24 protein-coding genes and 2 riboswitches are annotated in these 22,244 nt (G+C 42.5%); of the genes, 17 read left to right on the forward strand and 7 right to left on the reverse strand.

The genetic code is table 11. The features are described 5' to 3' along the window. Positions 1–239: 239 nt before the first annotated feature. Complete coding sequence (locus ACIQ0H_RS06875; protein ID WP_403413431.1) at positions 240–1,226, reverse strand: YeiH family protein; 987 nt, start codon at positions 1,224–1,226, stop codon at positions 240–242. A 216-nt stretch (positions 1,227–1,442) separates the two neighbouring features. Here ACIQ0H_RS06875 and ACIQ0H_RS06880 point away from each other — a divergent pair, with 216 nt between their 5' ends. Beyond that, the gene (locus ACIQ0H_RS06880; RefSeq protein ID WP_403412743.1) at positions 1,443–2,354 is read left to right on the forward strand and encodes a LysR family transcriptional regulator; all 912 of its coding nucleotides are present in this window, start codon (positions 1,443–1,445) and stop codon (positions 2,352–2,354) included. 78 nt (positions 2,355–2,432) lie between these two features. Here ACIQ0H_RS06880 and ACIQ0H_RS06885 read toward each other — a convergent pair whose 3' ends face one another. Then, positions 2,433–2,654: a DUF2187 family protein gene (locus ACIQ0H_RS06885; protein WP_403412745.1), complete on the reverse strand. Its 222-nt coding sequence runs from the start codon at positions 2,652–2,654 to the stop codon at positions 2,433–2,435. A gap of 256 nt (positions 2,655–2,910) precedes the next feature. On the opposite strand from ACIQ0H_RS06885, the gene ACIQ0H_RS06890 reads away from it, so the two are divergent. From ACIQ0H_RS06890 to ACIQ0H_RS06920, 7 genes are all read left to right on the forward strand, one after another. Further along, a complete protein-coding gene (locus ACIQ0H_RS06890; protein WP_403412747.1) occupies positions 2,911–3,174 on the forward strand; it encodes a metal-sensitive transcriptional regulator in 264 nt (87 codons plus the stop codon). A 66-nt stretch (positions 3,175–3,240) separates the two neighbouring features. Further along, complete coding sequence (locus ACIQ0H_RS06895) at positions 3,241–3,720, forward strand: DsrE/DsrF/DrsH-like family protein (protein ID WP_403412749.1); 480 nt, start codon at positions 3,241–3,243, stop codon at positions 3,718–3,720. A 14-nt stretch (positions 3,721–3,734) separates the two neighbouring features. Then, entirely contained in the window at positions 3,735–4,031 is a 297-nt protein-coding gene (locus tag ACIQ0H_RS06900) for a rhodanese-like domain-containing protein (protein WP_403412751.1), read from the forward strand. Between the two features lie 59 nt (positions 4,032–4,090). Continuing rightward, positions 4,091–4,657 carry a sulfurtransferase TusA family protein gene (locus tag ACIQ0H_RS06905; protein ID WP_403412753.1) on the forward strand — a complete coding sequence of 189 codons (567 nt, stop codon included), beginning with the start codon at positions 4,091–4,093 and terminating at the stop codon, positions 4,655–4,657. 32 nt (positions 4,658–4,689) lie between these two features. Continuing rightward, the gene (locus ACIQ0H_RS06910; protein ID WP_403412755.1) at positions 4,690–5,817 is read left to right on the forward strand and encodes an MBL fold metallo-hydrolase; all 1,128 of its coding nucleotides are present in this window, start codon (positions 4,690–4,692) and stop codon (positions 5,815–5,817) included. 58 nt (positions 5,818–5,875) lie between these two features. After that, the gene (locus ACIQ0H_RS06915; protein ID WP_403412756.1) at positions 5,876–6,103 is read left to right on the forward strand and encodes a sulfurtransferase TusA family protein; all 228 of its coding nucleotides are present in this window, start codon (positions 5,876–5,878) and stop codon (positions 6,101–6,103) included. Between the two features lie 62 nt (positions 6,104–6,165). Further along, positions 6,166–6,939: a sulfite exporter TauE/SafE family protein gene (locus ACIQ0H_RS06920; RefSeq protein ID WP_403412758.1), complete on the forward strand. Its 774-nt coding sequence runs from the start codon at positions 6,166–6,168 to the stop codon at positions 6,937–6,939. Between the two features lie 58 nt (positions 6,940–6,997). Here ACIQ0H_RS06920 and ACIQ0H_RS06925 read toward each other — a convergent pair whose 3' ends face one another. Next, complete coding sequence (locus tag ACIQ0H_RS06925) at positions 6,998–7,621, reverse strand: glycerol-3-phosphate acyltransferase (protein ID WP_403412760.1); 624 nt, start codon at positions 7,619–7,621, stop codon at positions 6,998–7,000. Positions 7,622–7,766: 145 nt separating this feature from the next. Next, positions 7,767–7,882, forward strand: a riboswitch (SAM riboswitch). 118 nt (positions 7,883–8,000) lie between these two features. Here ACIQ0H_RS06925 and ACIQ0H_RS06930 point away from each other — a divergent pair. Genes ACIQ0H_RS06930 through ACIQ0H_RS06940 form a run of 3 tightly spaced genes read left to right on the forward strand, consistent with a single transcriptional unit; the run spans position 8,001 to position 11,181 of the window. Then, a complete protein-coding gene (locus tag ACIQ0H_RS06930; RefSeq protein ID WP_403412761.1) occupies positions 8,001–9,290 on the forward strand; it encodes an O-acetylhomoserine aminocarboxypropyltransferase/cysteine synthase family protein in 1,290 nt (429 codons plus the stop codon). A 35-nt stretch (positions 9,291–9,325) separates the two neighbouring features. Then, positions 9,326–10,237, forward strand: a complete 912-nt coding sequence (locus tag ACIQ0H_RS06935; RefSeq protein WP_403412763.1) for a homoserine O-acetyltransferase family protein — start codon at positions 9,326–9,328, stop codon at positions 10,235–10,237. Continuing rightward, a complete protein-coding gene (locus tag ACIQ0H_RS06940; protein ID WP_403412765.1) occupies positions 10,195–11,181 on the forward strand; it encodes a homoserine dehydrogenase in 987 nt (328 codons plus the stop codon). The genes ACIQ0H_RS06935 and ACIQ0H_RS06940 overlap by 43 nt, the downstream gene beginning before the upstream one ends. Before the next feature lie 216 nt (positions 11,182–11,397). On the opposite strand, the gene ACIQ0H_RS06945 is transcribed toward ACIQ0H_RS06940, so the two are convergent. The 3 genes from ACIQ0H_RS06945 to ACIQ0H_RS06955 all read right to left on the reverse strand — a co-directional run bounded on the left by ACIQ0H_RS06945 (position 11,398) and on the right by ACIQ0H_RS06955 (position 13,888). Next, positions 11,398–12,891: a BCCT family transporter gene (locus ACIQ0H_RS06945; protein ID WP_403412767.1), complete on the reverse strand. Its 1,494-nt coding sequence runs from the start codon at positions 12,889–12,891 to the stop codon at positions 11,398–11,400. 174 nt (positions 12,892–13,065) lie between these two features. After that, entirely contained in the window at positions 13,066–13,296 is a 231-nt protein-coding gene (locus ACIQ0H_RS06950; RefSeq protein ID WP_403412769.1) for an excisionase family DNA-binding protein, read from the reverse strand. Positions 13,297–13,387: 91 nt separating this feature from the next. Next, positions 13,388–13,888 carry a QueT transporter family protein gene (locus ACIQ0H_RS06955; RefSeq protein WP_403412771.1) on the reverse strand — a complete coding sequence of 167 codons (501 nt, stop codon included), beginning with the start codon at positions 13,886–13,888 and terminating at the stop codon, positions 13,388–13,390. 7 nt (positions 13,889–13,895) lie between these two features. After that, positions 13,896–13,941: riboswitch (PreQ1 riboswitch) on the reverse strand. A 318-nt stretch (positions 13,942–14,259) separates the two neighbouring features. Between ACIQ0H_RS06955 and ACIQ0H_RS06960 the strand changes: the two genes are divergently transcribed. The 5 genes from ACIQ0H_RS06960 to ACIQ0H_RS06980 all read left to right on the forward strand — a co-directional run bounded on the left by ACIQ0H_RS06960 (position 14,260) and on the right by ACIQ0H_RS06980 (position 19,924). Then, entirely contained in the window at positions 14,260–15,921 is a 1,662-nt protein-coding gene (locus ACIQ0H_RS06960) for a peptide ABC transporter substrate-binding protein (protein WP_403412773.1), read from the forward strand. Between the two features lie 122 nt (positions 15,922–16,043). After that, positions 16,044–16,979: an ABC transporter permease gene (locus ACIQ0H_RS06965; RefSeq protein WP_403412775.1), complete on the forward strand. Its 936-nt coding sequence runs from the start codon at positions 16,044–16,046 to the stop codon at positions 16,977–16,979. Then, positions 16,979–17,902 carry an ABC transporter permease gene (locus tag ACIQ0H_RS06970; RefSeq protein WP_403412777.1) on the forward strand — a complete coding sequence of 308 codons (924 nt, stop codon included), beginning with the start codon at positions 16,979–16,981 and terminating at the stop codon, positions 17,900–17,902. The genes ACIQ0H_RS06965 and ACIQ0H_RS06970 overlap by 1 nt, the downstream gene beginning before the upstream one ends. A gap of 14 nt (positions 17,903–17,916) precedes the next feature. Beyond that, positions 17,917–18,945 carry an ABC transporter ATP-binding protein gene (locus tag ACIQ0H_RS06975; protein WP_403412779.1) on the forward strand — a complete coding sequence of 343 codons (1,029 nt, stop codon included), beginning with the start codon at positions 17,917–17,919 and terminating at the stop codon, positions 18,943–18,945. Next, the gene (locus tag ACIQ0H_RS06980) at positions 18,938–19,924 is read left to right on the forward strand and encodes an ABC transporter ATP-binding protein (RefSeq protein ID WP_403412781.1); all 987 of its coding nucleotides are present in this window, start codon (positions 18,938–18,940) and stop codon (positions 19,922–19,924) included. Before ACIQ0H_RS06975 ends, ACIQ0H_RS06980 begins: the two co-directional genes overlap by 8 nt. Before the next feature lie 119 nt (positions 19,925–20,043). On the opposite strand, the gene ACIQ0H_RS06985 is transcribed toward ACIQ0H_RS06980, so the two are convergent. Beyond that, the gene (locus ACIQ0H_RS06985; protein ID WP_403412783.1) at positions 20,044–20,364 is read right to left on the reverse strand and encodes a winged helix-turn-helix transcriptional regulator; all 321 of its coding nucleotides are present in this window, start codon (positions 20,362–20,364) and stop codon (positions 20,044–20,046) included. Between the two features lie 499 nt (positions 20,365–20,863). Here ACIQ0H_RS06985 and ACIQ0H_RS06990 point away from each other — a divergent pair, with 499 nt between their 5' ends. Next, positions 20,864–22,129 (forward strand): MFS transporter, encoded by a 1,266-nt coding sequence (locus ACIQ0H_RS06990; RefSeq protein WP_403412785.1) that lies wholly within the window; start codon positions 20,864–20,866, stop codon positions 22,127–22,129. Positions 22,130–22,244 lie beyond the last annotated feature (115 nt).

Consider the following 22,244-nt stretch of genomic DNA (forward strand, 5'->3'; position numbering starts at 1 on the left):
TGGTGCTCCAGTTTGGGATAAAATAGCACCTAAGTATGTTGAATTAAAGAATCTTACTAATAACGCTAGGCGCTTAAGGAAAGATTGAACTACATCCCTCCTTTGTCTTCTTGCTTCGGCTACCCCAGTAGACGCCTTCGCTGGAGATTATGTGAAAATTATAAGTTCAACATATATAGAACTTTAAACAACTTTGAATCGTTTGGAATTCGGTATAGAACGATAGAAGTATACCTGTTTCACACGATAAAATATGCCAAAATACTAAGGCAAATCGAAGTGATGAGCATCGCAATCAAAGGTTTTAATGCTTTTGTACGAAGGTCACGCAGGCTGACGTTCAGTCCGAGGCCAACCATGGCTGCGGTCAAACACCATGTCGTAATCGTGGAAACGCCTAGTAGAAACTCTTCTGAAACGGGAATAGAGTGTCCAAGGACATAACTTCCAAAAAGACTCATGAGAATGAAGCCAAGTAAGAACCATGGGAATTCAATTTTAGTTTCGGGCGCTTCTTGCTCCTGACGTTTCCGTTTCATCCAGTACATGAAAATAAAACATAAGGGGATGAGCAGAAAAACACGACCGAGTTTTGCCAGTAACCCGATGGCGAGGGCATCTTCGCCCGCAGGTTCGGTTGCCAAGGCTACATGGGCAATTTCGTGTAAGCTGATGCCCGACCATATCCCATAATCGACGGCAGTTAACGGTAAAATAGGGCGTAAAATAGTGTAAGCAATCGCAAACATCGTACCAACGAGTGCAATAATCCCGACCCCAATAGCTGTATCCTCGTCTTTCGATTTGACGATGGGGGCAATTGCAGCAATCGCGGCGGCCCCGCAGACGCCGGTACCAACGGCTAGTAATAATGAAATGTTTTTATCTGCTTTGATTAGTTTAGCAAGCCAAATGGTGAGAAGAATCGCAAATAGGATGACGCCAGCGTCGCGAAGGAGCAATCCAAGCCCATCGTGAAAGACCGTATCAATATTTAATTTTAAACCGTATAAAATAATAGCGAAGCGCAATAGTCGTTTAGATGAGAAAGTGATCCCTGATCGAATCATTTCCGGATAACCAAAGAATTGTCGATAGACAACGGCTAGTATAATGGCGCAGGCCAGTTGACCGACATGATCAAATCCGGGTACTTTTGCTAACAAGTAGCCAAGCAACGCGATAAAAAAAGTGAACGCAATTCCAGCTAGCCAAGATGATGACAAGGCTGGGCGCTTCTTTTTCGTTTGTTCTGTCGTTTCCGGGGATAGCGCAGCATCCTTCAGGTCGATCGATTCATGCTCTTTACTACTCTTTTTCTTCACGTCGACACCTCCAAAAATGTACTACACTTTTAACATATTCCTCGTTGGATGATAAGTAAAATAAGTATATAGAATACTATTCATAAGTTATAACTTATAAATGGGGGTGTAATTTTTATGGATCAACACTTACATGTATTTGTCACGGTTGTGGAAAGAGGAAGTTTTTCGCGGGCAGCAGAAGAGTTGCATATGACACAACCGGCAGTGAGCCAGTACATTAAATTATTGGAGCAAACATACGGTGGGAAGCTTCTCGATCGCAGCAATAAATATGTGCGGTTGAATAAAGCTGGGGAGATTGTTTATTATCATGCGAAAGAAATCGTGGGACTGTATACGAAAATGCACAGCTTGATGGATGACTTGTCCAATCGGGCAAGGGGTCCGCTATCGATTGGGGCGAGCTACACGTTTGGGGAATATGTACTGCCCCATTTTATGGCGAGGTTACTCGAAGAATTTCCGCTTATTAAACCTCGTATTGTTATTGGGAATTCGAAAGAAATCGCGAAGTTAGTTGTGGGGCATCAGCTAGATGTGGGGATTATCGAGGGCGATTTAAAAAATGCTCATCTGTCTATCGATGCATTTGCGGAGGATACAATGTTCGTTGTAGCCTCGTCCAATCACCATTTAGCTCAGCGGAACGACGAGGTGAAAGTGTCTGACTTGGAAGAAGAAACGTGGATTGTTCGTGAATTGGGATCTGGAACGAGAGAGGCTACGGAAAGAATTTTTCAAACGATGGGCATTGCCCCGAACAATGTTATGGAATTTGGCAGCACCCAGCTGATAAAAGAATCGGTCGAATCAGGCCTAGGCATTACACTTTTGTCTCATTGGGCTATTCGTAAGGAAGCCTCCATGGGGCTATTGAAAATTGTGCCGGTAAAAGGTACTCCATATACACGTAAATTCTCCATTATTTTAAGAACTTCATTCCAAACAAAAGCTTTAGAAGTGTTCATCAATCTATTGAAAGAACACCATACATTAACGACGATCATGAAAAGAGTGGGAAACTAGTCTGCTGGAGGAATACAGCAAGAACAGCATAGAAAAAAGGCATCGCGCTTTTTTGCGGATGCCTTTCTCATGTATATATTAGATCAGTGAATAGTTCTTATGTGCGACGACGGTAAGATTGGATGCGGCGCCAATGCGTGCAGCATCCTTTGATGAAATTTCAACAATCACCGAGTTTTCGAGGATTTTGAAGATCGTACCATTTACTTCATGGTCATTACGGACAAACGAAATCTTTTCATCGATTTTGCGCGCTGCGACAAAATCCGATACATCTTTTTCCTTGCGTGGAAAAGCCATTCGAATTCCCCCTAGTGTTTATTTTCATCTTTTCCCTTTATAAACTAAAAAATGCTTAGGAAAACCCTAAGCGAGAAATAAAGATGAAACACAACTCAACGAAAATGATAGATCACAAGTTGTCTACTAAGTAGTATACCATATTTTGACGAAAATTGCAGGAATATCGTTTCCTTCGTTACAAGCATAGCGGTTGACAATATACCTATTGGGGTATAATATCGGGGTATGAATTGAAAAGAAAGGAGTTCACATCATGGAATACGATGATAAAGTAAAAAACCGTTTAAAACGGATTGAAGGTCAAATCAAGGGTATTTTGAAAATGATGGAGGACAACAAAGATTGTAAAGAAGTGATTACTCAGCTATCAGCTTCGAGATCCGCGATTGACCGGACGATTGGTGTTATCGTCAGCTCCAATCTAATCGAGTGTATTCAACAACTTGATGATAGTGATTCAAGAACGCAAGAGGATATTGTAAAAGAAGCAGTGGATTTACTAGTTAAGAGTCGCTGAAATAATGCACTCTTTTCTTTTTAGTACACGATATACCCCTATGGGTAATTAGAGAGGAAGATAGGATTGTCTGAAACGAAAAAAACGACCATTGTATTATTCAGTGGTGACTACGATAAAGCGATGGCAGCGTACATCATTGCGAATGGTGCAGCAGCGTATGACCATGAAGTGACGATTTTTCATACATTTTGGGGGCTAAATGCACTTCGAAAGGAAGAGCTGATACCGACGAAAAAAGGGTTGTTAGAAAAAATGTTCGGCAAAATGATGCCACGTGGCGCAGATAAGATGGGCATTTCTAAAATGAACTTTGCTGGAATGGGTCCTAAAATGATTAAACATGTCATTAAAAAACACAATGCCATGACACTTCCACAATTAATAGAAATGGCGGAAGAACAGGATATTAAACTTGTCGCTTGTACGATGACAATGGACCTGCTTGGACTTCAGCAGGAAGAATTGATGGAGGGTATCGAGTATGCCGGAGTCGCTGCTTATTTAGGCGATGCACAGGACGGCAATGTAAACTTATTTATTTAAACGGAGGGTTTAAGATGAGGGAAATAACAACAGTAGCAGTCGAAGCGATGTTAAAGGAAAATGAGACCGTGCATCTGATCGATGTCCGTGAAGTGGATGAAGTGAAAGAAGGCAAAATCCCTGGGGCGATTCATATTCCACTTGGGTTATTAGAGTTCCGGATGCATGAACTAGATAAAGGGACCGAGTACACGATGGTATGTCGTTCAGGCGGACGGAGTGGAAAGGCGACGCAGCTACTCGCTAGTCATGGCTTTAAAGTGGTCAATATGACGGACGGTATGCTTGCATGGCAAGGACCAATCGAATAATTTTTTTAGAAATTAACATACCTATACAGGTATAGGTAGAGAGAAAAGGAGACTGCGATATGATTCAAACAGATTTTGTACTCGATGCACAGGGATTGGCTTGTCCAATGCCGATTGTTAAAACGAGAAAGATGATGAAAGAGTTAGAACCAGGAAATGTATTGGAAATACAGGCGACAGATAAAGGATCCACGGCAGATTTAAAAGCATGGGCAGACGTTGTAGGGCATCACTACTTGGGTACGACAGAAGTCAGTGGAGTGCTGAAACATTACGTCCGTAAATCTAGCGGCGAAGAACTAGTTGAGAAAAAACATTCGTCTGTCGTTTCGAATGAAGAGCTGCAAGCAGTTTTGGAGAACAATATGGGGGCACTTGTACTCGATGTCCGTGAAACCGCGGAATACGCATTTGGTCACATTCCAGGAGCACAATCATTGCCACTTGGTGAAATTGAAAATGGCTTTGCAAGTCTTGATAAGCATGCAGAAATTTATGTCGTATGCCGTACTGGAAATCGCAGTGATGCAGCGTCTCAAAAGTTAACAGAGGCTGGATTTACGCATGTTAAAAATGTTGTACCTGGTATGAGTGAGTGGAACGGCCCGACGGAAAAGCTTTTGTAAGTAATGAAATATAGTATAGGGGGTATAGAAAAATGTCTGTAACATCAATGACGGCAAGTGAAATTGCCACAAAAGTAGTCAGCAAACAACCATTCTTCATTTTGGACGTACGCAATGCAGATGCTGTTGTCGATTGGAAAATTGAAGGGGAAAACATACAGTATCTCAATATCCCTTATTTTGATTTGCTCGATGGGGTCGAAGAGATAATAGACCAGCTTCCGACGGATCTAGATATTGTTGTTGTTTGTGCGAAAGAAGGATCTTCGATAATGATCGCGGAAATGATTGCCGAGGAAGGACGCGCAGTTCATTACTTGGCAGGTGGTATGAAAGCATGGAGTGAACATTTAGAGCCAGTGAAAATCGGTGACTTGAAGAATGGCGGAGAATTGTACCAGTTTGTCAGAATCGGCAAAGGTTGTTTGTCGTATATGATTGTTTCAAATGGCGAGGCGGCCATCATTGATGCGACCCGAATGACGGACGTATTCATTGATTTTGCGCGTGATTTACATGTAACCATTACACATGTACTTGATACGCATCTCCATGCTGATCATATTTCAGGTGGTCGCAAAATTGCTGAAGCTGTCGATGGAACGTACTGGCTACCGCCCAAGGATGCAGAAGAAGTGACCTTTGCTTATGAAGCACTGGAAGAGGGACGTACGCTAACACTTGGCAATACGACGATTGCGATTCAGCCGTTGTACTCCCCGGGGCATACGATTGGGTCCACGTCGTTCATTGTAGATGATGCGTATTTATTATCCGGGGATATTTTGTTCATTGATTCCATCGGACGTCCGGATCTTGCGGGGCTGGCAGAAGATTGGGTGGGTGATTTACGGGAATCGTTGTACACAAGATATAAACAATTATCTGAGGAGCTCATCGTTCTTCCTGCGCATTTCATGATCATCAAAGAGTTGAATGAGGATGGGAGCGTGTCTGAGAAACTGGGCACCCTATTTGCCCACAATCACGGTTTAAACATTCAAGACGAGGCGGAATTTAGGCAGTTAGTGACGGGGAATTTACCTCCCCAACCGAACGCATACCAAGAAATACGCCGAACAAATATGGGGCAGATTTCCCCTGACGAAGAAACACAACGTGAAATGGAAATCGGACCGAATCGTTGTGCAGTTCGATAATGATAGAGATTAAGCGTGCTTGAAGGAATTCTATAATTAGAAAAAAGGAGAGATTTTGATGAACGCAAACAAAGTATTAGACGCAAAGGGATTGGCTTGTCCAATGCCGGTGGTACGTGCAAGAAAGGTAATGAAAGAAATGGAGACGGGGGAAGTACTTGAAATCCAGGCTACTGACAAAGGGTCCGTCGCAGATTTGACTGCGTGGTCAAAATCAGGTGGTCATGATTTAGTGCAGCATACGGAAGAAGCTGGCGTCTTTACGTTTTGGATTAAAAAAGGCTAACGCAAAACGGAGGGGTATCCAGGTAAAGGATATCCTTTCTTCTTTTGAAAGGAGGAAATGTGATGGATATTACGTTTATCATCACGCTATTTTTAATTGGATTTATCGGCTCGTTCATTTCGGGCATGGTGGGCATTGGCGGTTCGATTATAAAATATCCAATGCTGCTCTATATTCCACCGCTTCTTGGCATGGCGGCTTTCACTGCCCATGAAGTATCAGGCATCAGTGCCATTCAAGTGTTTTTCGCAACCATTTCGGGTGTGTGGGCATACCGTAAAAGCGGTTATATTAATAAAACACTCATTTTGTACATGGGATCCAGTATTTTAATCGGGAGTTTTATAGGTGGGTATGGATCTGATTTAATGTCTGAGGGATCTATCAATCTGGTCTATGGCCTATTGGCGACAATTGCTGCAATCATGATGTTCGTCCCGAAAAAAGGGTTGGATGATATTCCGGTCGATCAAGTGACTTTTAATAAGTGGTTGGCTGCAGTATTGGCGTTTATTGTCGGAATTGGGGCAGGAGTTGTCGGCGCAGCCGGAGCGTTCATTCTTGTGCCAATTATGCTTGTCGTCTTGAAAATCCCGACGCGCATGACAATTGCAACGTCACTCGCGATTACGTTCATCTCTTCCATCGGGTCGACAATCGGTAAGATAACGACGGACCAAGTACTTTATGGGCCCGCGGTTATTATGATTATTGCAAGTATACTGGCGGCACCCCTTGGAGCGAAAGTTGGACAAAAGATAAATACGAAAGTATTGCAGTGGCTATTGGCCATTCTTATTTTGGGGACGGCTATTAAAATTTGGCTAGATTTTTAAATAAACGAAAAAAACGGTTTCGCCAAATGATGGTGCGGACCGATTTTTTCGTTGTTAACTATTTCTTTTTAAATACTGCCAACACCCGTTTTTCACTACCGTTCTTCATCCGCTGGAAATTCTCGATATGTTTCCAAATGGCAAGCATGAATAATAAAGTCGCAACGACAACGGGCCAGTAGCCGTCTGACCAAAATGCTAGGGCGAAGAATGTCACATATAGCATTAGAACTCCGAACACAAGAAAATCTGTCACAATCGCTACAATAACCAACAACGTAAATGCAACGAGTCCGAAGCGCCAATCAAGGGCAAGGAGCACGCCAATGATAGTCGCCGTTCCTTTACCGCCATTGAACTGCATGTAAAAAGGAAAGTTATGCCCAATGACCGTTGCGGCACCTGCGGCGAATAATAACAATGAAATCTGATCGGTCGGCAATCCTGCGTTTACTACGATTCTGTGTGCAAGTATTATAGCCAGTACACCTTTTCCGATGTCTATCGCTGCAACGAGCGCACCAAACTTTTTCCCTAGCACAATTGTGGCGTTCGAAGCGCCCGCATTTTTAACCCCAGTTTCTTTTAGATTAATGCCTGAAATCATCTGTGCAACAACCGAACCATGCAGGCATCCAATTGCATAGCCCAAAATAATGACGCTTACAATCCACAACCACATAACAATTCCTCCAAATGAATGATTACTTAAATTATAGCATTTTGAATTAAATATAAGTTTCAGAAAAGATTTTCAATAAACACTTGACATTGTATTGGGAATTCACCTATACTACTCCACAAGATGAAAAACTAAATCTATCAAACTCTTATCAAGAGCGGCGGAGGGACTAGGCCCTGCGATGCCCGGCAACCGGCAAGTGACCAACTTGCACAGGTGCTACTTCCTACAGATTCGTGCAAACGGTCTGAAAGATAAGAGGAGGAATAAGCGAAAGCATAACCCTCTTCTTAAGCGAAGGGGGTTATTTCTTTTTTCCAAAAATATCCCCGACGCCTCCGCATACAATCACCTTAAAAAAATACTGGAGGTAATGACAATGACAAAACTTCAACCTGAAACGCTTCTACTACACGGTGGGCAAGTGCCAGACCCAGTAACGGGATCACGTGCAGTACCTATCTACAAAACGAGTTCATTCGCATTCCGAGACACGGAGCATGCACAAAATCTATTTGCTTTGAAAGAACCAGGTAATATTTATAGTCGTATTATGAATCCGACAGTCGATGTGTTTGAAAAGCGCGTTGCTTTACTAGAAGGGGGAACGGCGGCAGTTGCATTATCTTCGGGAATGGCAGCGATTGCGTTTTCAATTTTAAATATCGCAGGCGCTGGTGATGAAATTGTCGCAGCAAGCAATTTATATGGCGGTACGTATAACTTGTTTGCCGTGTCACTTCCACGCTATGGCATCAATGTGAAATTTGTGGATGCAACAGATCCTGAAAACTTCCGTGCGGCTATTACGGATAAAACAAAAGCAGTTTTTGCTGAAACGATTGGCAACCCAAGCCTTCATGTTCTTGATATTGAAGCTGTTGCCAACATTGCACATGAGAATGGACTTCCGTTGCTAATTGATAATACATTCCCGTCACCGTATGGTTCGAATCCGATCGACTACGGGGCAGACGTTGTCATTCATTCTGCAACGAAATGGATTGGCGGACATGGGACGTCAATCGGTGGTATCGCTGTCGACGCTGGAAAATTTGACTGGACACAAGGGAGGTTCCCTGGGTTTACTGAGCCGGATGAAACGTATCATGGGCTTCGTTATGGGATTGACGCGGCAGGTGCGGCATTTGCGACAAAACTACGTGTGCAGGCATTGCGTGACTTTGGACCATGCCTGAGCCCAGACAATGCATTCGCTTTCTTGCAAGGTCTTGAAACATTACATTTACGAGTGGAAAAACATAATGAAAATGCTATGAAAGTGGCAAATTATTTGAAGCAGCATCCGTCTGTGGAATGGGTAACGTATACAGGTCATCAAGACCACCCATCACATAGTAACGCGGAAAAGTATTTGAAAAATGGTTTCGGCTCGATTATCGTTTTCGGTATTAAAGGGGGGCGTGAAGCGGGTCGTAAGTTGATTGATAACGTTACGATTTGGTCGCATGTTGCCAATGTGGGAGATGCAAAATCACTTATTATTCACCCAGCTTCAACGACGCATCAGCAATTGTCGGCTGAAGATCTTGAAAATGCAGGTGTAAAAGAGGAATTGATTCGCTTGTCTGTTGGGCTTGAATCGATTGATGATATCATTGCGGATCTTGCGCAGGCGATTGACAAGGCCGCGCCGGTTATCGCGTGAGACGGATTGGATGAAAAAGAAGGAGCGTGACGAACATGGGGACAGGAATTGTGAACATTGGGAATCTACGATTGGAGTCGGGCATTCTATTGGAAAATGTCCAGCTAGCCTATGAAAGAATAGGCAGACCTGAGGCGCAAACTGTCCTTGTTTGCCACGCATTGACGGGAAATCAGTATACAGTCGGGACGACAGAAGATCCAGGCTGGTGGAGTGGCCTTGTGGGTCGAGGAAAGAGTATTGATACTAGCAAGTATTCCGTCATTTCTTTTAATAGTCTTGGAGGTTGCGAGGGGTCAACTGGGCCAACAACTGTTAATCCATCTACGGGTGAATTGTATGGTGACTTATTTCCAGAGGTAACAATCCGGGATATGGTACATGCGGAACGTAAGGCACTGACGGAGTTGGGGATCCGGCGACTGCGAGCAGTTATTGGTGCGGCACTGGGGGGCATGCAGGTACTTGAATGGGGCATCTTATATGCAGAGGATATGGATCTTCTCATACCAATGGCCGTCACGCCGACGCTTGGTGCGTACGGAGCTGGTTTACATGCAATTGGTCGTGATGCGGGTTTTAACGAGCGTAATTATACAGGCCCCGCTTTGGTGAAACGAATTGATCCTAATAGTTATTACACACTACTCCGCGCCATGAATACGCATGATATCGGTCGCGGACGGGGTGGCGTTGTAAGTGCTGCCCGTCAAATATCGGCAAAAGTAGTTGCACTCGCGTTTACGCATGATGTGATTTATCCAACGGCAGATATTCAGGCGTTTACACGTCTTGTTGAAGATTCTAGCTATATTTTGATTAATACAGAATATGGGCATGCAGGTTTTTCGACAGAGTTTGAAAAATGGGGATTTATGATTACACAATTTATGGAGGTGGCGATATGCCGTCAATCAAAGTCGCTATACTCGGTTTCGGCACTGTAGGCGAAGGCATTTACAGGATTTTGAATGAAAGAAAAGAAGAGATTAAGAAAGAGACAGGGCATACGATCGATATCGTATCTATTCTTGTGCGTGATACGGCGAAAGAGCGCCTTGCCACACCGGGAACTAGGATAACGGATGATGTCCAAGAAATTTTTGCAACTGGCGATATCGACGTTGTTTTTGAGGCGATTGTTGGGGAAGAGCCGGCTTATAGTTATCTATCGGAAGCCATTGAAAAAGGGTGTCATGTGATTACAGCGAACAAGACGATGTTTGCTCAACATGGGCCAGCCTTATTAAAACATGCAGCTTTCCGCGGCGTTCAGGTTTGTTACGAAGCAACGACAGCAGGTGGCGTACCGATTATCCGGACGATTTCGGGTTTGCTGCCGACAGATCGTGTGCGACGCATTCGTGGGATTTTTAATGGTACCTCGAATTTCATCCTCACGAAAATGCGGGAAGAGGGAATTCCATTTGAAGCGGCGCTTCACGAGGCGCAGGTACTCGGTTACGCAGAAGCAGACCCGACAGATGATATAGGTGGTAAAGATGCATTCCGAAAACTGATGATTTTAAGCGCATTGTCATTTGGCAGGCAACCGGATTGGCAAGACGTCCCGATTGTCGGGATTGATGGCGTAACGATTGAAGCTGTGAAGGATGCATCGGCAGGGAAATTACGTTATCGCCATGTGGCCGATATTGCGTTAGATGAAAACGGAGCACTACACGGTAGCGTTGGGCCTGTCCTGATTGGACCTGAACATCCGTTATATGGCGTGGATGGTGTGGATAACGCAATTATCGTCGACACTGATCACCTCGGGGCCCTTACACTCATTGGTCCAGGTGCGGGAATGTACCCGACAGCAAGTGCGATGGTTGGAGACCTTTTACAGATCGTTGGGAAACGCGAAGCGGTAGTTGTAACGAGTTAATTATATATGTTGAACCTATGATTTTCACATAATCTCCAGCGAAGGCATCCGGGGAAGGATGTAGTTCAATCCTTCCTTAAGCGCTGAGCGTTGTTAGTAAGGGTTTTTAATTCGACATGTATAGTAGGTACCTCATTGAAATTCATGAGGTATTTTTTTCGTGAGATTTTAGACAGCAAGAAAGGGCTCCTTCGTTCGAGGGAGCCCTTTCTTATATTATTTCTTTTGTTTTATTAATTTTAATTCCGCTTTCAAAGCTTTCAGCAACGACACAATCATCAGTAGCATAACGAAAGAAAACGGTAGCGCCGCGATGATAATGGTATTTTGTAATGCTGTGAGCCCATTTACAGATAGCAGAATCACGGCGATTGTCGATTGGATGATACCCCAAGTAAGTTTGACGGGGTTCGATGGCGTCAACGAACCGTTCGTGGACTGCATGCCAAGGACGAATGTCGCTGAATCTGCTGAAGTGATGAAAAACGAAGCGATTAAAAAGATCGCTAAGATGGATATAAAGAGCGACATGGGCATGACATTAAACATTTCAAAAATGGTCAACTCTGTTGAAGGAATCGTTAAATCAACGAGGCCCTTTTTCTGGATATCAATCGCCGTTGTCCCGAACGCTGAAAACCAAAATGTCCCGAGTAATGTAGGCGCAACGAGTACACCAATCATGAATTCTCTGATGGTACGGCCTTTTGAAACACGGGCGATGAACATACTAACAAAGGGTGCCCATGAAATCCACCATGCCCAGTAGAAAATTGTCCACCCATCTAACCATTCACGATCAGTTGAGTCCAAAGGTGCGGTGCCGAAACTCATGGGAATCAGGTTAGCGATATAGCCGCCAAGTGAATCGGTGAACATATTGAAAATGAGTAGCGTAGGCCCGAGAATGATGATGAAGCCGAGTAGGACGAATGCAAGTACCAAGTTCGTATTCGACAAGTACTTGATGCCCTTGCTCAGACCGGACCAGGCGGATGCGACGAATAAAACGGTAACGACCGCAATGATGACAAACTGTGATTTAATGCCGATGGTTACGTCAAATAAGTAATGCAGGCCTGCATTAATTTGAACAGCACCGAAGCCGAGCGTAGTGGCGACTCCGAACGATGTCGCGAAAACGGCAAGTACATCAATGAAAATGCCCCATGGCCCCTCCATCTTTTTACCGAAGATCGGCTTCAATGTTGCTGAAATTAATCCCGGTTCCCCTTTGCGGAACTGGAAGAAGGCGAGTGATAAGGCAAGAACTCCGTACATAGCCCACACATGGAATCCCCAGTGGAAGAAAGACTGGCGCAAAGCTTCTTTAAAAGCTGCATCCGTATTGGGATCTTCCGTCGCGGGATTGATTGCGAAATGGGATAATGGTTCAGCTGCACTGTAAAATACGACCCCGATTCCCATTCCGGCCGAAAATAGCATGGCAATCCAGGAGACTGTTGAAAACTGTGGACGATCGCTATCTTTACCAAGACGGATCTTTCCGTATGGACTAAAAATGAAATAGACACTGAGTATGGCTGTGAATGACATGAGTAACATGTAATACCAACCGAACCGTGATGCAACGAAGTTTTTGGCGTTTGCCGTGAAGGCTTCGAAACTTGCGGGTGATAACGCGCCATATATGACGACTAAAGTAATCAGCCCAATTGCGATATAAAAGACATTTGAAATTTTCTTCATACTTCCCCCTTGAATTGCTGGTCATTTAGAGACAGTGTCCAACTATACTAGCAAAACGTTTTGAAAGCAACCATTTGATGAGAACAGTTTCCCCTTATTCGTTCCCGATTATACCTATATTTCGCGAAGTAGCAGAAAAACCGGCTAAAGACATCTATGTCCTTAGCCGGTTTTTCAATCTTCATCTTTTATATCGCGATCGGCCGGAATGGGTTCGTTACGCCAGTCATCCATTTGCTGTTTTAATGCTTTAAGTTGTTCAAAATAGAGACCGAATTGAGCTTTGTTAATGAGAAATTGTTCACCGTCATGAACGGAGCGAATACGGCCTTCAAGCACATACTTTTGGATTTGTCCGACTGGCATACTCAAGTGCTCAGCTGCTTCTTCGATTGTTATATACAATTGACACATCTCCTTAAAAAATCCCCTCTATTTCAATTAAGGCAAGTGAAATGGAGGGGATAGATAAGATCAATAACGCACTGAATAACGTTTAGATAAGTTTTTTGAAGTTTAGGCGTTTGTTCAAAGCCATCATAAGTGGAATCCCAACTGCCATGACAACGAATTCACCGATTGCAAGGGTTAGATAGATGATAAGGAACGGTAGTCCATTAAATTCTGGAATATCTGCAAAGAAGCTAAGTTGAAATGCGATGATAATCATCAGGAGCGTAAAGACGACTGTGTTCACTAGCATTCTTTTGAAGATTCCCTTTATAAATTTCGTGGTAAAAATCGTAATAGACAGAGCGATTAATGAATGCAATACTCCGAAAATAATATCAACCGCTACTGGTGAAAAGAGCAAGTTAGCGATAAATACACCGATGACAATACCGAAAATATATTTCTTGTTAAAAACGATAAGATGGTTGAACATCTCAGAAATACGGAATTGAATGAGTGTGAATCCAAATGGTGCGACTAAAAATGTGACAGCAACATACAAAGCGGCAATAATCCCGCTGGTTGCTAGAGTTTTGACTTTCATTATTCATTTCTCCTTAGTTTTTTATCGTGGGATGGTCTACGAACCACGGGGCAAAAAGCCTGCATAACAGCATATCATAGTCTATTTACTTTGTATATGTGTGAAGGAAATGTAAGAAAACTCCGTAGTATTCTGCACCTTGTTGTACCACTAGGGTGATGGGCATTTCTGTTACCTTTGCAAGGTGTATCAAATTAACTTTAACTTATATAGATATTCACCCCTCAACGCTTCTATGACAAATATCGATAAATGTAAAAGAATATTAATATGTTGTAATATTCAATCATCATTTGAGAGTATAGTGACTCACGGTGCAAATTGAAATCATCAGTTTGCGAGAAGACAAAAAAAGTATGAGGAGGTCCTTTATGAAATTGAAAAAGTGGTCATTACTTCTAGCTTTGGTTTTTGTGATGAGTCTATTTTTAGCTGCCTGCGGTGGGGACAAGAATGAGACGAGTAAAGAAAAAGAAGAAGATGACAAAACAGAGGATACGAATGTCGAAAAGCCGGCGGTAGTAGAACAGAAGTTGAATGTAAACATTAAAACAGAGCCACCTTCCCTACACCCGGGTCTGGCGACAGATACAACTTCTGGTGCAGTATTGAACCAGACGTTTGAAGGTTTGATGCGCGTGAACCAACAAGGGGAAATAGAAGAAGCGATGGCTGAAACTGCTGAAATGTCTGAGGACGGGTTGACGTATACGTTCAAAATTCGTCCAGATGCAAAATGGTCAAATGGAGATCCAGTAACAGCCCAAGACTTTGAATATGCATGGAAATGGGTATTAGATCCAGCGAACGCTGAAACAGATTATGCTTACCAATTGTATATGATTAAAGGTGCGGAAGCCGCAAAAGAACAAGGCGGTTCTTTGGACGATGTAGCAATTACAGCAGAAGACGATAAAACATTAGTCGTCGAGTTGGCGCAACCAACAGCTTACTTCCTTGAATTAACGGCATTCTATACGTTCTTCCCTGTCAATCACCAAGTAGTAGAAGCGAATAAAGATTGGGCACATGATGTATCCGCAAATTATGTAACGAACGGTCCTTTCTTGATGGACACATGGAAACATAAAGACATCATTGTATTAAAGAAAAATCCTGAGTATTGGGATGCAGAGACCGTTAAGTTGGAAACAATTACGATGCTGATGATTGATGACGAAAATACAGCAAAACAAATGTATGACCAAGGAGAATTGGACTGGTTAGGTTCACCAACAGATTCCATCCCTTTGGCAGCCATTCCGGCATATAAGAAAGAGGGTCTATTGAATATATCTCCACTTGCTGGCGTGTATTACTACGCATTTAACACAAAGGAAGCACCATTTACCAATGCGAATATTCGTAAAGCATTTGCAATGGCCATCAACCGTGAAGGCATTGTAACGAATATTACACAAGGTGAACAACAACCAGGGATGGCGTTAGTACCACCTTCGATCTTTGAAGAGAATGCAAAAGGCTACTTTAATGATAATGATGCAGAAGAAGCAAAAAAATACTTGGCGAAAGGCTTGGAAGAGTTAGGTCTAACCGAATTGCCTCCGATCAAGCTTTCCTATAACACGAGTGAGGCACATGGGGCTATCGCTCAAGCCGTACAGGATATGTGGAAAGAGAATCTTGGCGTTAATGTAGAGCTTCACAATGAGGAATGGGCTGTCTATCTGGACTCTATGGGTGCAGGCAACTTCCAGATTGGTCGGATGGGTTGGCTCGCCGACTTTAACGATGCGATCAACTTCCTAGAAATCTTTGAAACAGTCGGTGGAAACAACTATACAAACTGGGAGAATGCTGATTATCAAGCATTGCTAAAACAATCGAGAGTAGAAACAGACCCGGCTGCACGTGAAAAGTTGTTGCGTCAAGCGGAAGATATTTTTATGGAGGATTTACCATTAGCACCAGTCTATTTCTATACAAACGTATGGACGAATAAAGAGTATGTGAAAAACGTTGAAGTATCACCATTGGGCCTAGTTCAATACAAGTGGGGCTATATTGAGTAAGCGATATGTATAAGATTCATAGGGGTGATACTAGTATCATCCCTCTTTTTGGGTTAAATATGTGAACACACGCCTATGGTTTACGTTTTACATTATCCAATGGATTATGGAGGTGATGTCATTTGGCTAGGTACCTATTGAAACGGATTGGTTATATATTGCTGTCTCTTTTTTTTATCATTACAATCACATTCGCCTTAATGCAATTAGCTCCAGGGGGGCCGTTTACATCTGAAAGGAAAACGTCACCTGCGATTGAAGAACAAATGAAAGAAGCGTATGGACTCAACGATCCGATGCACGAACAATATGTGAAATATCTGATCAATGCCGCCAAATTTGATTTTGGTCCTTCGTTTAAATATGAAGGGCAACAAGTGACGGATATCATAAAAAGAAGTTTCCCTTACTCATTAATATTAGGGTTAGAAGCCATCTTAATAGCTTTGGCTTTTGGGGTGTTATTTGGTGCGATAGCTGCCGTTAGGCATAACAAGACAGGGGATTATGTGGTCATGGTTATCGCGATATTGGGGATTTCGGTACCCAGTTTTATCATGGCTACCATTTTACAATTTATATTTGCGATTAAGTTGGAAGCGCTCCCGATTGCCCGATTTGAATCATTTGCCCATACCATTTTACCGGCAATTGCTTTGGCGACAACACCCCTTGCTTTTATTGCACGACTTATGCGTTCAAGCATGCTCGAAGTGTTAAGTGCAGATTATATAAAAACAGCAAAATCCAAGGGACTATCCCAACGTGTTGTAATATACAAACATGCGCTGCGAAATGCGATATTACCGGTTGTATCCTATTTAGGGCCGTTAGTTGCTGGTATTTTAACAGGAAGTTTTATCATTGAAAAAATATTTGCGATTCCTGGTCTCGGCAATGAGTTTGTGGTGAGTATTACGAATCGGGATTATACCGTGATCATGGGAACTACTGTGTTTTTTAGCGCCCTTTTACTCGTTTCAATTTTGGTTGTGGATCTGATTTATGGATGGATTGATCCGCGGATAAAAGTAACTGGAAAGGGGGCCAATCAATAATGACACAGGTGCAACTAAAGAAGTCCGATTTCGAAGCACTTGAAGTCGATCATGCCGAAGCTGAAAAAATTGTGGGACGGAGTACATCCTATTGGAAAGATGCTTGGCGTCGATTTAGGAAAAATAAACTGGCTGTATTAGGGGTGATCGTTATTATTCTCTTGGCGATTATGGCTTTTATAGGCACTCCGATTTCAGGAGAAAGCTATGATAAGACCAATTTAATGAATGCTAACAAATCTCCGACGCTTGACCATTGGTTTGGAACAGATAATCTCGGGCGGGATGTATTTGCAAGAACGTGGTACGGTGCGAAGATTTCCTTATTTATTGGCCTTATGGCTTCCTTAATTGATTTAGTCATCGGTGTGATTTGGGGAGCGGTTGCTGGATTTTTCGGCGGTAAAGTGGATGAATATCTTATGCGCATTGCTGATATTTTGTATGGTGTCCCGTATTTGCTCGTCGTTATCTTGTTAATGGTGATTATGCCAAAAGGATTATGGACGATGATCATTGCTATGACTATAACCGGCTGGATTAGTATGGCGAGAATCGTACGTGGTCAGGTTATGCAACTGAAATCCGAGGAGTATATATTGGCATCCAGTTCTCTTGGCGCCAGTAATTTTAGGCTGTTATTTAAGCATTTAATCCCCAATACGTTTGGGCCTATTCTTGTCACGCTAACATTAACGATACCGACTGCGATATTTACGGAAGCATTTTTAAGTTATCTGGGTTTGGGAGTGCCTGCACCTCAAGCGAGTTGGGGAACGATGTCGAATGATGCTTTGTCTGCGTTTCAGTACTATCCCTATCAACTCTTCTTTCCAGCGTTTTTCATCTGTTTGACGATTCTTGCATTTAATGTCATTGGAGATGGGTTAAGGGATGCACTGGATCCAAAAGAACGCAAATGAGGGGGGATAGAAACGTGGGAAAATTATTAGAAGTCAATGATTTAGCTGTGTCGTTTGAAACATTTGGCGCGGATGTACAAGCGATTCGTGGTGTTTCTTTTGAATTAAATGAAAAAGAAACGCTGGCGATTGTTGGAGAATCCGGTTCAGGTAAAAGTGTGACGGCCTATTCCATTATGCGTTTGATACCTATGCCTCCTGGTAAATATGTGAGGGGCTCTATTCTTTTTAATGGAGAAGACTTGACGAAGAAATCAGAAAAACAAATGCAAGATATTCGCGGGAAAGAAATTAGTATGGTCTTCCAAGATCCCATGACCTCGATAAATCCAACTATGACGGTGGGCAATCAAATTGCAGAAGGACTCATCAAGCACCAAAGCATGTCGAAAAAGGAAGCCACACAACGAAGCTTGGAATTATTACAGCTTGTAGGAATTCCAAACCCGGAAAAAAGAATCCATCAATACCCCCATCAATATTCGGGCGGTATGCGACAACGAGCAATGATAGCGATTGCCTTGTCGTGTAACCCTAAAATCCTGATTGCCGACGAACCAACGACCGCACTTGACGTAACGATTCAAGCGCAGATTTTGGAGTTAATGCGGGATCTACAGGAGAAAACAGGGACAGCCATTATTCTTATCACACATGACCTTGGAGTGGTAGCTAATACGGCAAGTCGGGTTGCTGTCATGTATGGTGGGAAAATTGTTGAAACGGGACATGTCGATGAAATATTTTATAATCCTAGGCATCCTTATACATGGGGGTTGTTAGGTTCTATGCCAAGGCTTGATAACAAGGGGAGAGTATTGCAAGTTATTCCCGGCTCCCCACCAGATTTGGCTGCCCCCCCAAAGGGTTGTCCTTTTGTAGCTAGATGCCCGTATGCGATGAAAGTATGTAAAGACCAAATGCCAGCGTATACAAGTTTATCAGAAACACAACAAACAGCTTGTTGGTTATTAGATGAGCGTTCTCCGAAAGTGGACAAACCTGAATCAGCGGTTGTTGGGGGTGAAATAGCTCATGGATAAAGACCGGAAGAAGCTATTGGAAATTAACCAATTGCAAAAGTATTTTAAAGTGGACCGCAAGAGTGTGTTAAAAGCAGTCGATGGCATTACATTTGATATTTACCAAGGGGAAACATTTGGCTTGGTTGGGGAATCGGGCTGTGGTAAATCTACAGTTGGACGCACCATTATGCGCTTCTACGAAACAAGTGGGGGAGAAGTGAAATTTCATAGTGAGAACGTTCATGCAAAGAAGTCGAAAAAAGAATTAAAGAAATTTCACCGCAGCATGCAAATGATTTTTCAAGACCCCTATGCATCCTTAAACCCAAGGATGACGATAAAAGATATTATTGCAGAGGGTCTTGATATTCACGGATTGGCAAAAAATAAAAGCGAACGTTTAGCGCGTGTTAATGAATTGCTTGAAACGGTGGGTCTGAATAGTGAACACGGTAATCGATATCCACATGAGTTTAGTGGTGGACAGCGTCAACGAATCGGTATTGCCCGCGCTTTAGCCGTAGACCCAGAATTCATTGTCGCGGATGAACCGATTTCTGCACTAGATGTGTCCATTCAGGCACAAGTCGTCAATTTGTTGAAAAAGCTTCAGGATGAACGTGGCTTGACTTATTTATTCATCGCACATGATCTATCGATGGTTAAACATATAAGTGATCGTGTAGGCGTGATGTATTTGGGGAGAATGGCTGAAATCGCGCCAAGTGACGAACTATACGAAAAGCCATTACATCCTTATACGCAGGCATTATTAAGTGCCATTCCTATAGTAGATCCTAAAGTGGAACGGACGCGTGAAAGAATCCTCATTGAAGGGGACATACCAAGTCCTATCGATCCACCAAGTGGGTGTCGTTTTAGAACAAGATGTCCGTTGGCGATGGAGGTATGTAGCGATATAGAACCGAAGTTTCAGGAATACAAGAAAAATCACTGGGTAGCCTGCCATCTTTACGATGAGGACTATAAAGAATAAGGGGTGTTTGACGCACATGAGCTACGTGAAGTGATGAAAATTATAGTGGAAATAAAAACCTTCAATCTTTCGAGATTGAAGGTTTTTGTCAATTCATTTTAAATGGTCTTGTCTACAAGTTACAGCCACTTTTCGGCCCAACCTTCGACAGCCTGGAGAGCTGTTCCTAAATCATTACCCTTTCTCGTAAGGGAATACTCTATTCGAACGGGGCGATCGGGAATAACGTTTCGTATAACAATCCCAGTATCTTCAAGTTCTTTCATACGCTCAGTTAGCATGCGCTTACTTAAGTCGGGTATAAATGTGTGAATTTCACTAAATCTTTTTGGTTCTTTCATCAATGTGTAGATGATTAAGGCCATCCATTTCTTCCCGATGATATGATAGCATTCCTCTACTTTATGGCATATTTCGTTTTTTTGATCTAACTCAGTCATGACACACACACCTCCTAATGGTATTGGGAACTAATAATAACTTGGTAATTACTTTTGTTTATCAATCTTATCATACAATTCTTACTAAATAAAGTTTTTATATCCCTGAAATAGTGTCGGACATATTATTGACACAAATAGATATATGCGTTATTCTAGGTTACATAAAGTAACCGTAAATCAGTTAAGTTACTTTTGTCGGAATTGTTTGCAAGGAAGGTCCATGCGCATATGAGGCATATAGAATACAAATGCCATTTCGGGTAAGAATTAGATGGTTGAGAAGCTACACTGAAAAGGCGTAGCGAGGTCAAAGAAATTATGTTGCGACAAAAGAAGCTATTCGTGCGATTAATCGTGTAGTAGCTAATGAGTTCGTTCCATTAAATTACGTTGATGTTAGCTAAGTGGGCATGAATGCTCTGATGGCTATCAATAAAGAGGTACTTCTAGGACAAGTATAGGGATCATAGTGACAACAGAGAAAAGAGGGTACATCATGAGTAGCAACAAGAAAAAAATTCACTATGCTTGGTGGGTGCTGTTAGGATTAACCATTATGGTTGGTTTTGCAAAAGGCGGCATAATGACTGCGGGTGGATTATTTTTAACACCTGTTACTGAGGATCTTGGTATTGGAATGGGCAGCCTATCCTTATACTTTGGTATTTCCTCCATTACTACAATGATTTTCCTTCCAATTGCGGGTAAAATGATTGCGAAGTACAATATTCGTCTGATATTAGTGGTCAGTATAATCTTAGAAGCAGGGTCATTTGCCATGTTTGGATTCATGAATTCAGTATGGGGTTGGTATTTGTTCGCCGTTCCAATGGCGATTGGTTCGACTTTTGTTACGCAAATAGCAGGTCCAGTGCTGATTAATAATTGGTTTAAAAAGCATAACGGCTTGGCGATAGGAATTATGGTTGCCTCTGGTGGTGCATTTGGAGCCATTCTTCAACCGATGGCGGGTAACTTAATCGCCAGTGAAGGTTGGAGAAGTACCTATATGATTTTAGGTGGAATCGTCATGGTGGTTGTTATTCCAGTCGTTTTATTAACACTTAGAATGTCCCCAAAACAAAAAGGCTTACAGCCATATGGTGTGGGGGAAGTTGAAAAAACGGATAAGATTTCTACTCAAACAACTACAAATAGAGGGGTTACAGCTGCAGTAGCCAAAAAATCAGGTGCATTTTACGGTTTACTCATTTTCTTCTTCTTTATCACGTCGATTAGTGCCTTTGGACAACATGTTGCGCCATTTGCAATGGAATTAGGCTATGATATCAGGTTCGCAGGGAACGCAATGGGCGGCTGGCAGATCGGTGTGTTAATCGGAGCGTTAACCTTTGGTATATTAAGTGATAAGATTGGTGCGAAAAATACGGCGATTTTCGCCATGCTGTTAGGATTAGTTCCAATCGGAATTCTGATCTTTATGCCTGAAAATCCAATGATGTTTAAGATAGCGATCGCCATTTACGGTTTTGTTGTAGCATCACTGGGTACATTAGGACCTCTTCTCACAACGGCGATATTTGGCAATAAAGAATACAGTCAAATCTATGCTTCTGCTGTTATTGGATTAGCAATCGCAGGTGTTGTTGCTTTACCGGGATATGGCTATATTTTTGAACTGACAGGTAGCTATACATGGGCGTTATATGCGATTGCTGGTATGTTAATCATGAATGCAGTAGCGATCGTCCTAGCCTTTAAAGGTAAAAAGAGACTAGAAAAAGCGGGATTATGGAATTAAACACTTTATGTATTCGACTTAGTTTTATTTAAAGAGAACGAGCTATTCCTAGTAAAAGGAATAGCTCGTTTTTGGTGACTCGTCTATTTGTTATGGCGCTGTCATTAACTTTTTG

The organism is Sporosarcina sp. NPDC096371 (assembly GCF_044762865.1).
Taxonomy (GTDB): domain Bacteria; phylum Bacillota; class Bacilli; order Bacillales_A; family Planococcaceae; genus Sporosarcina.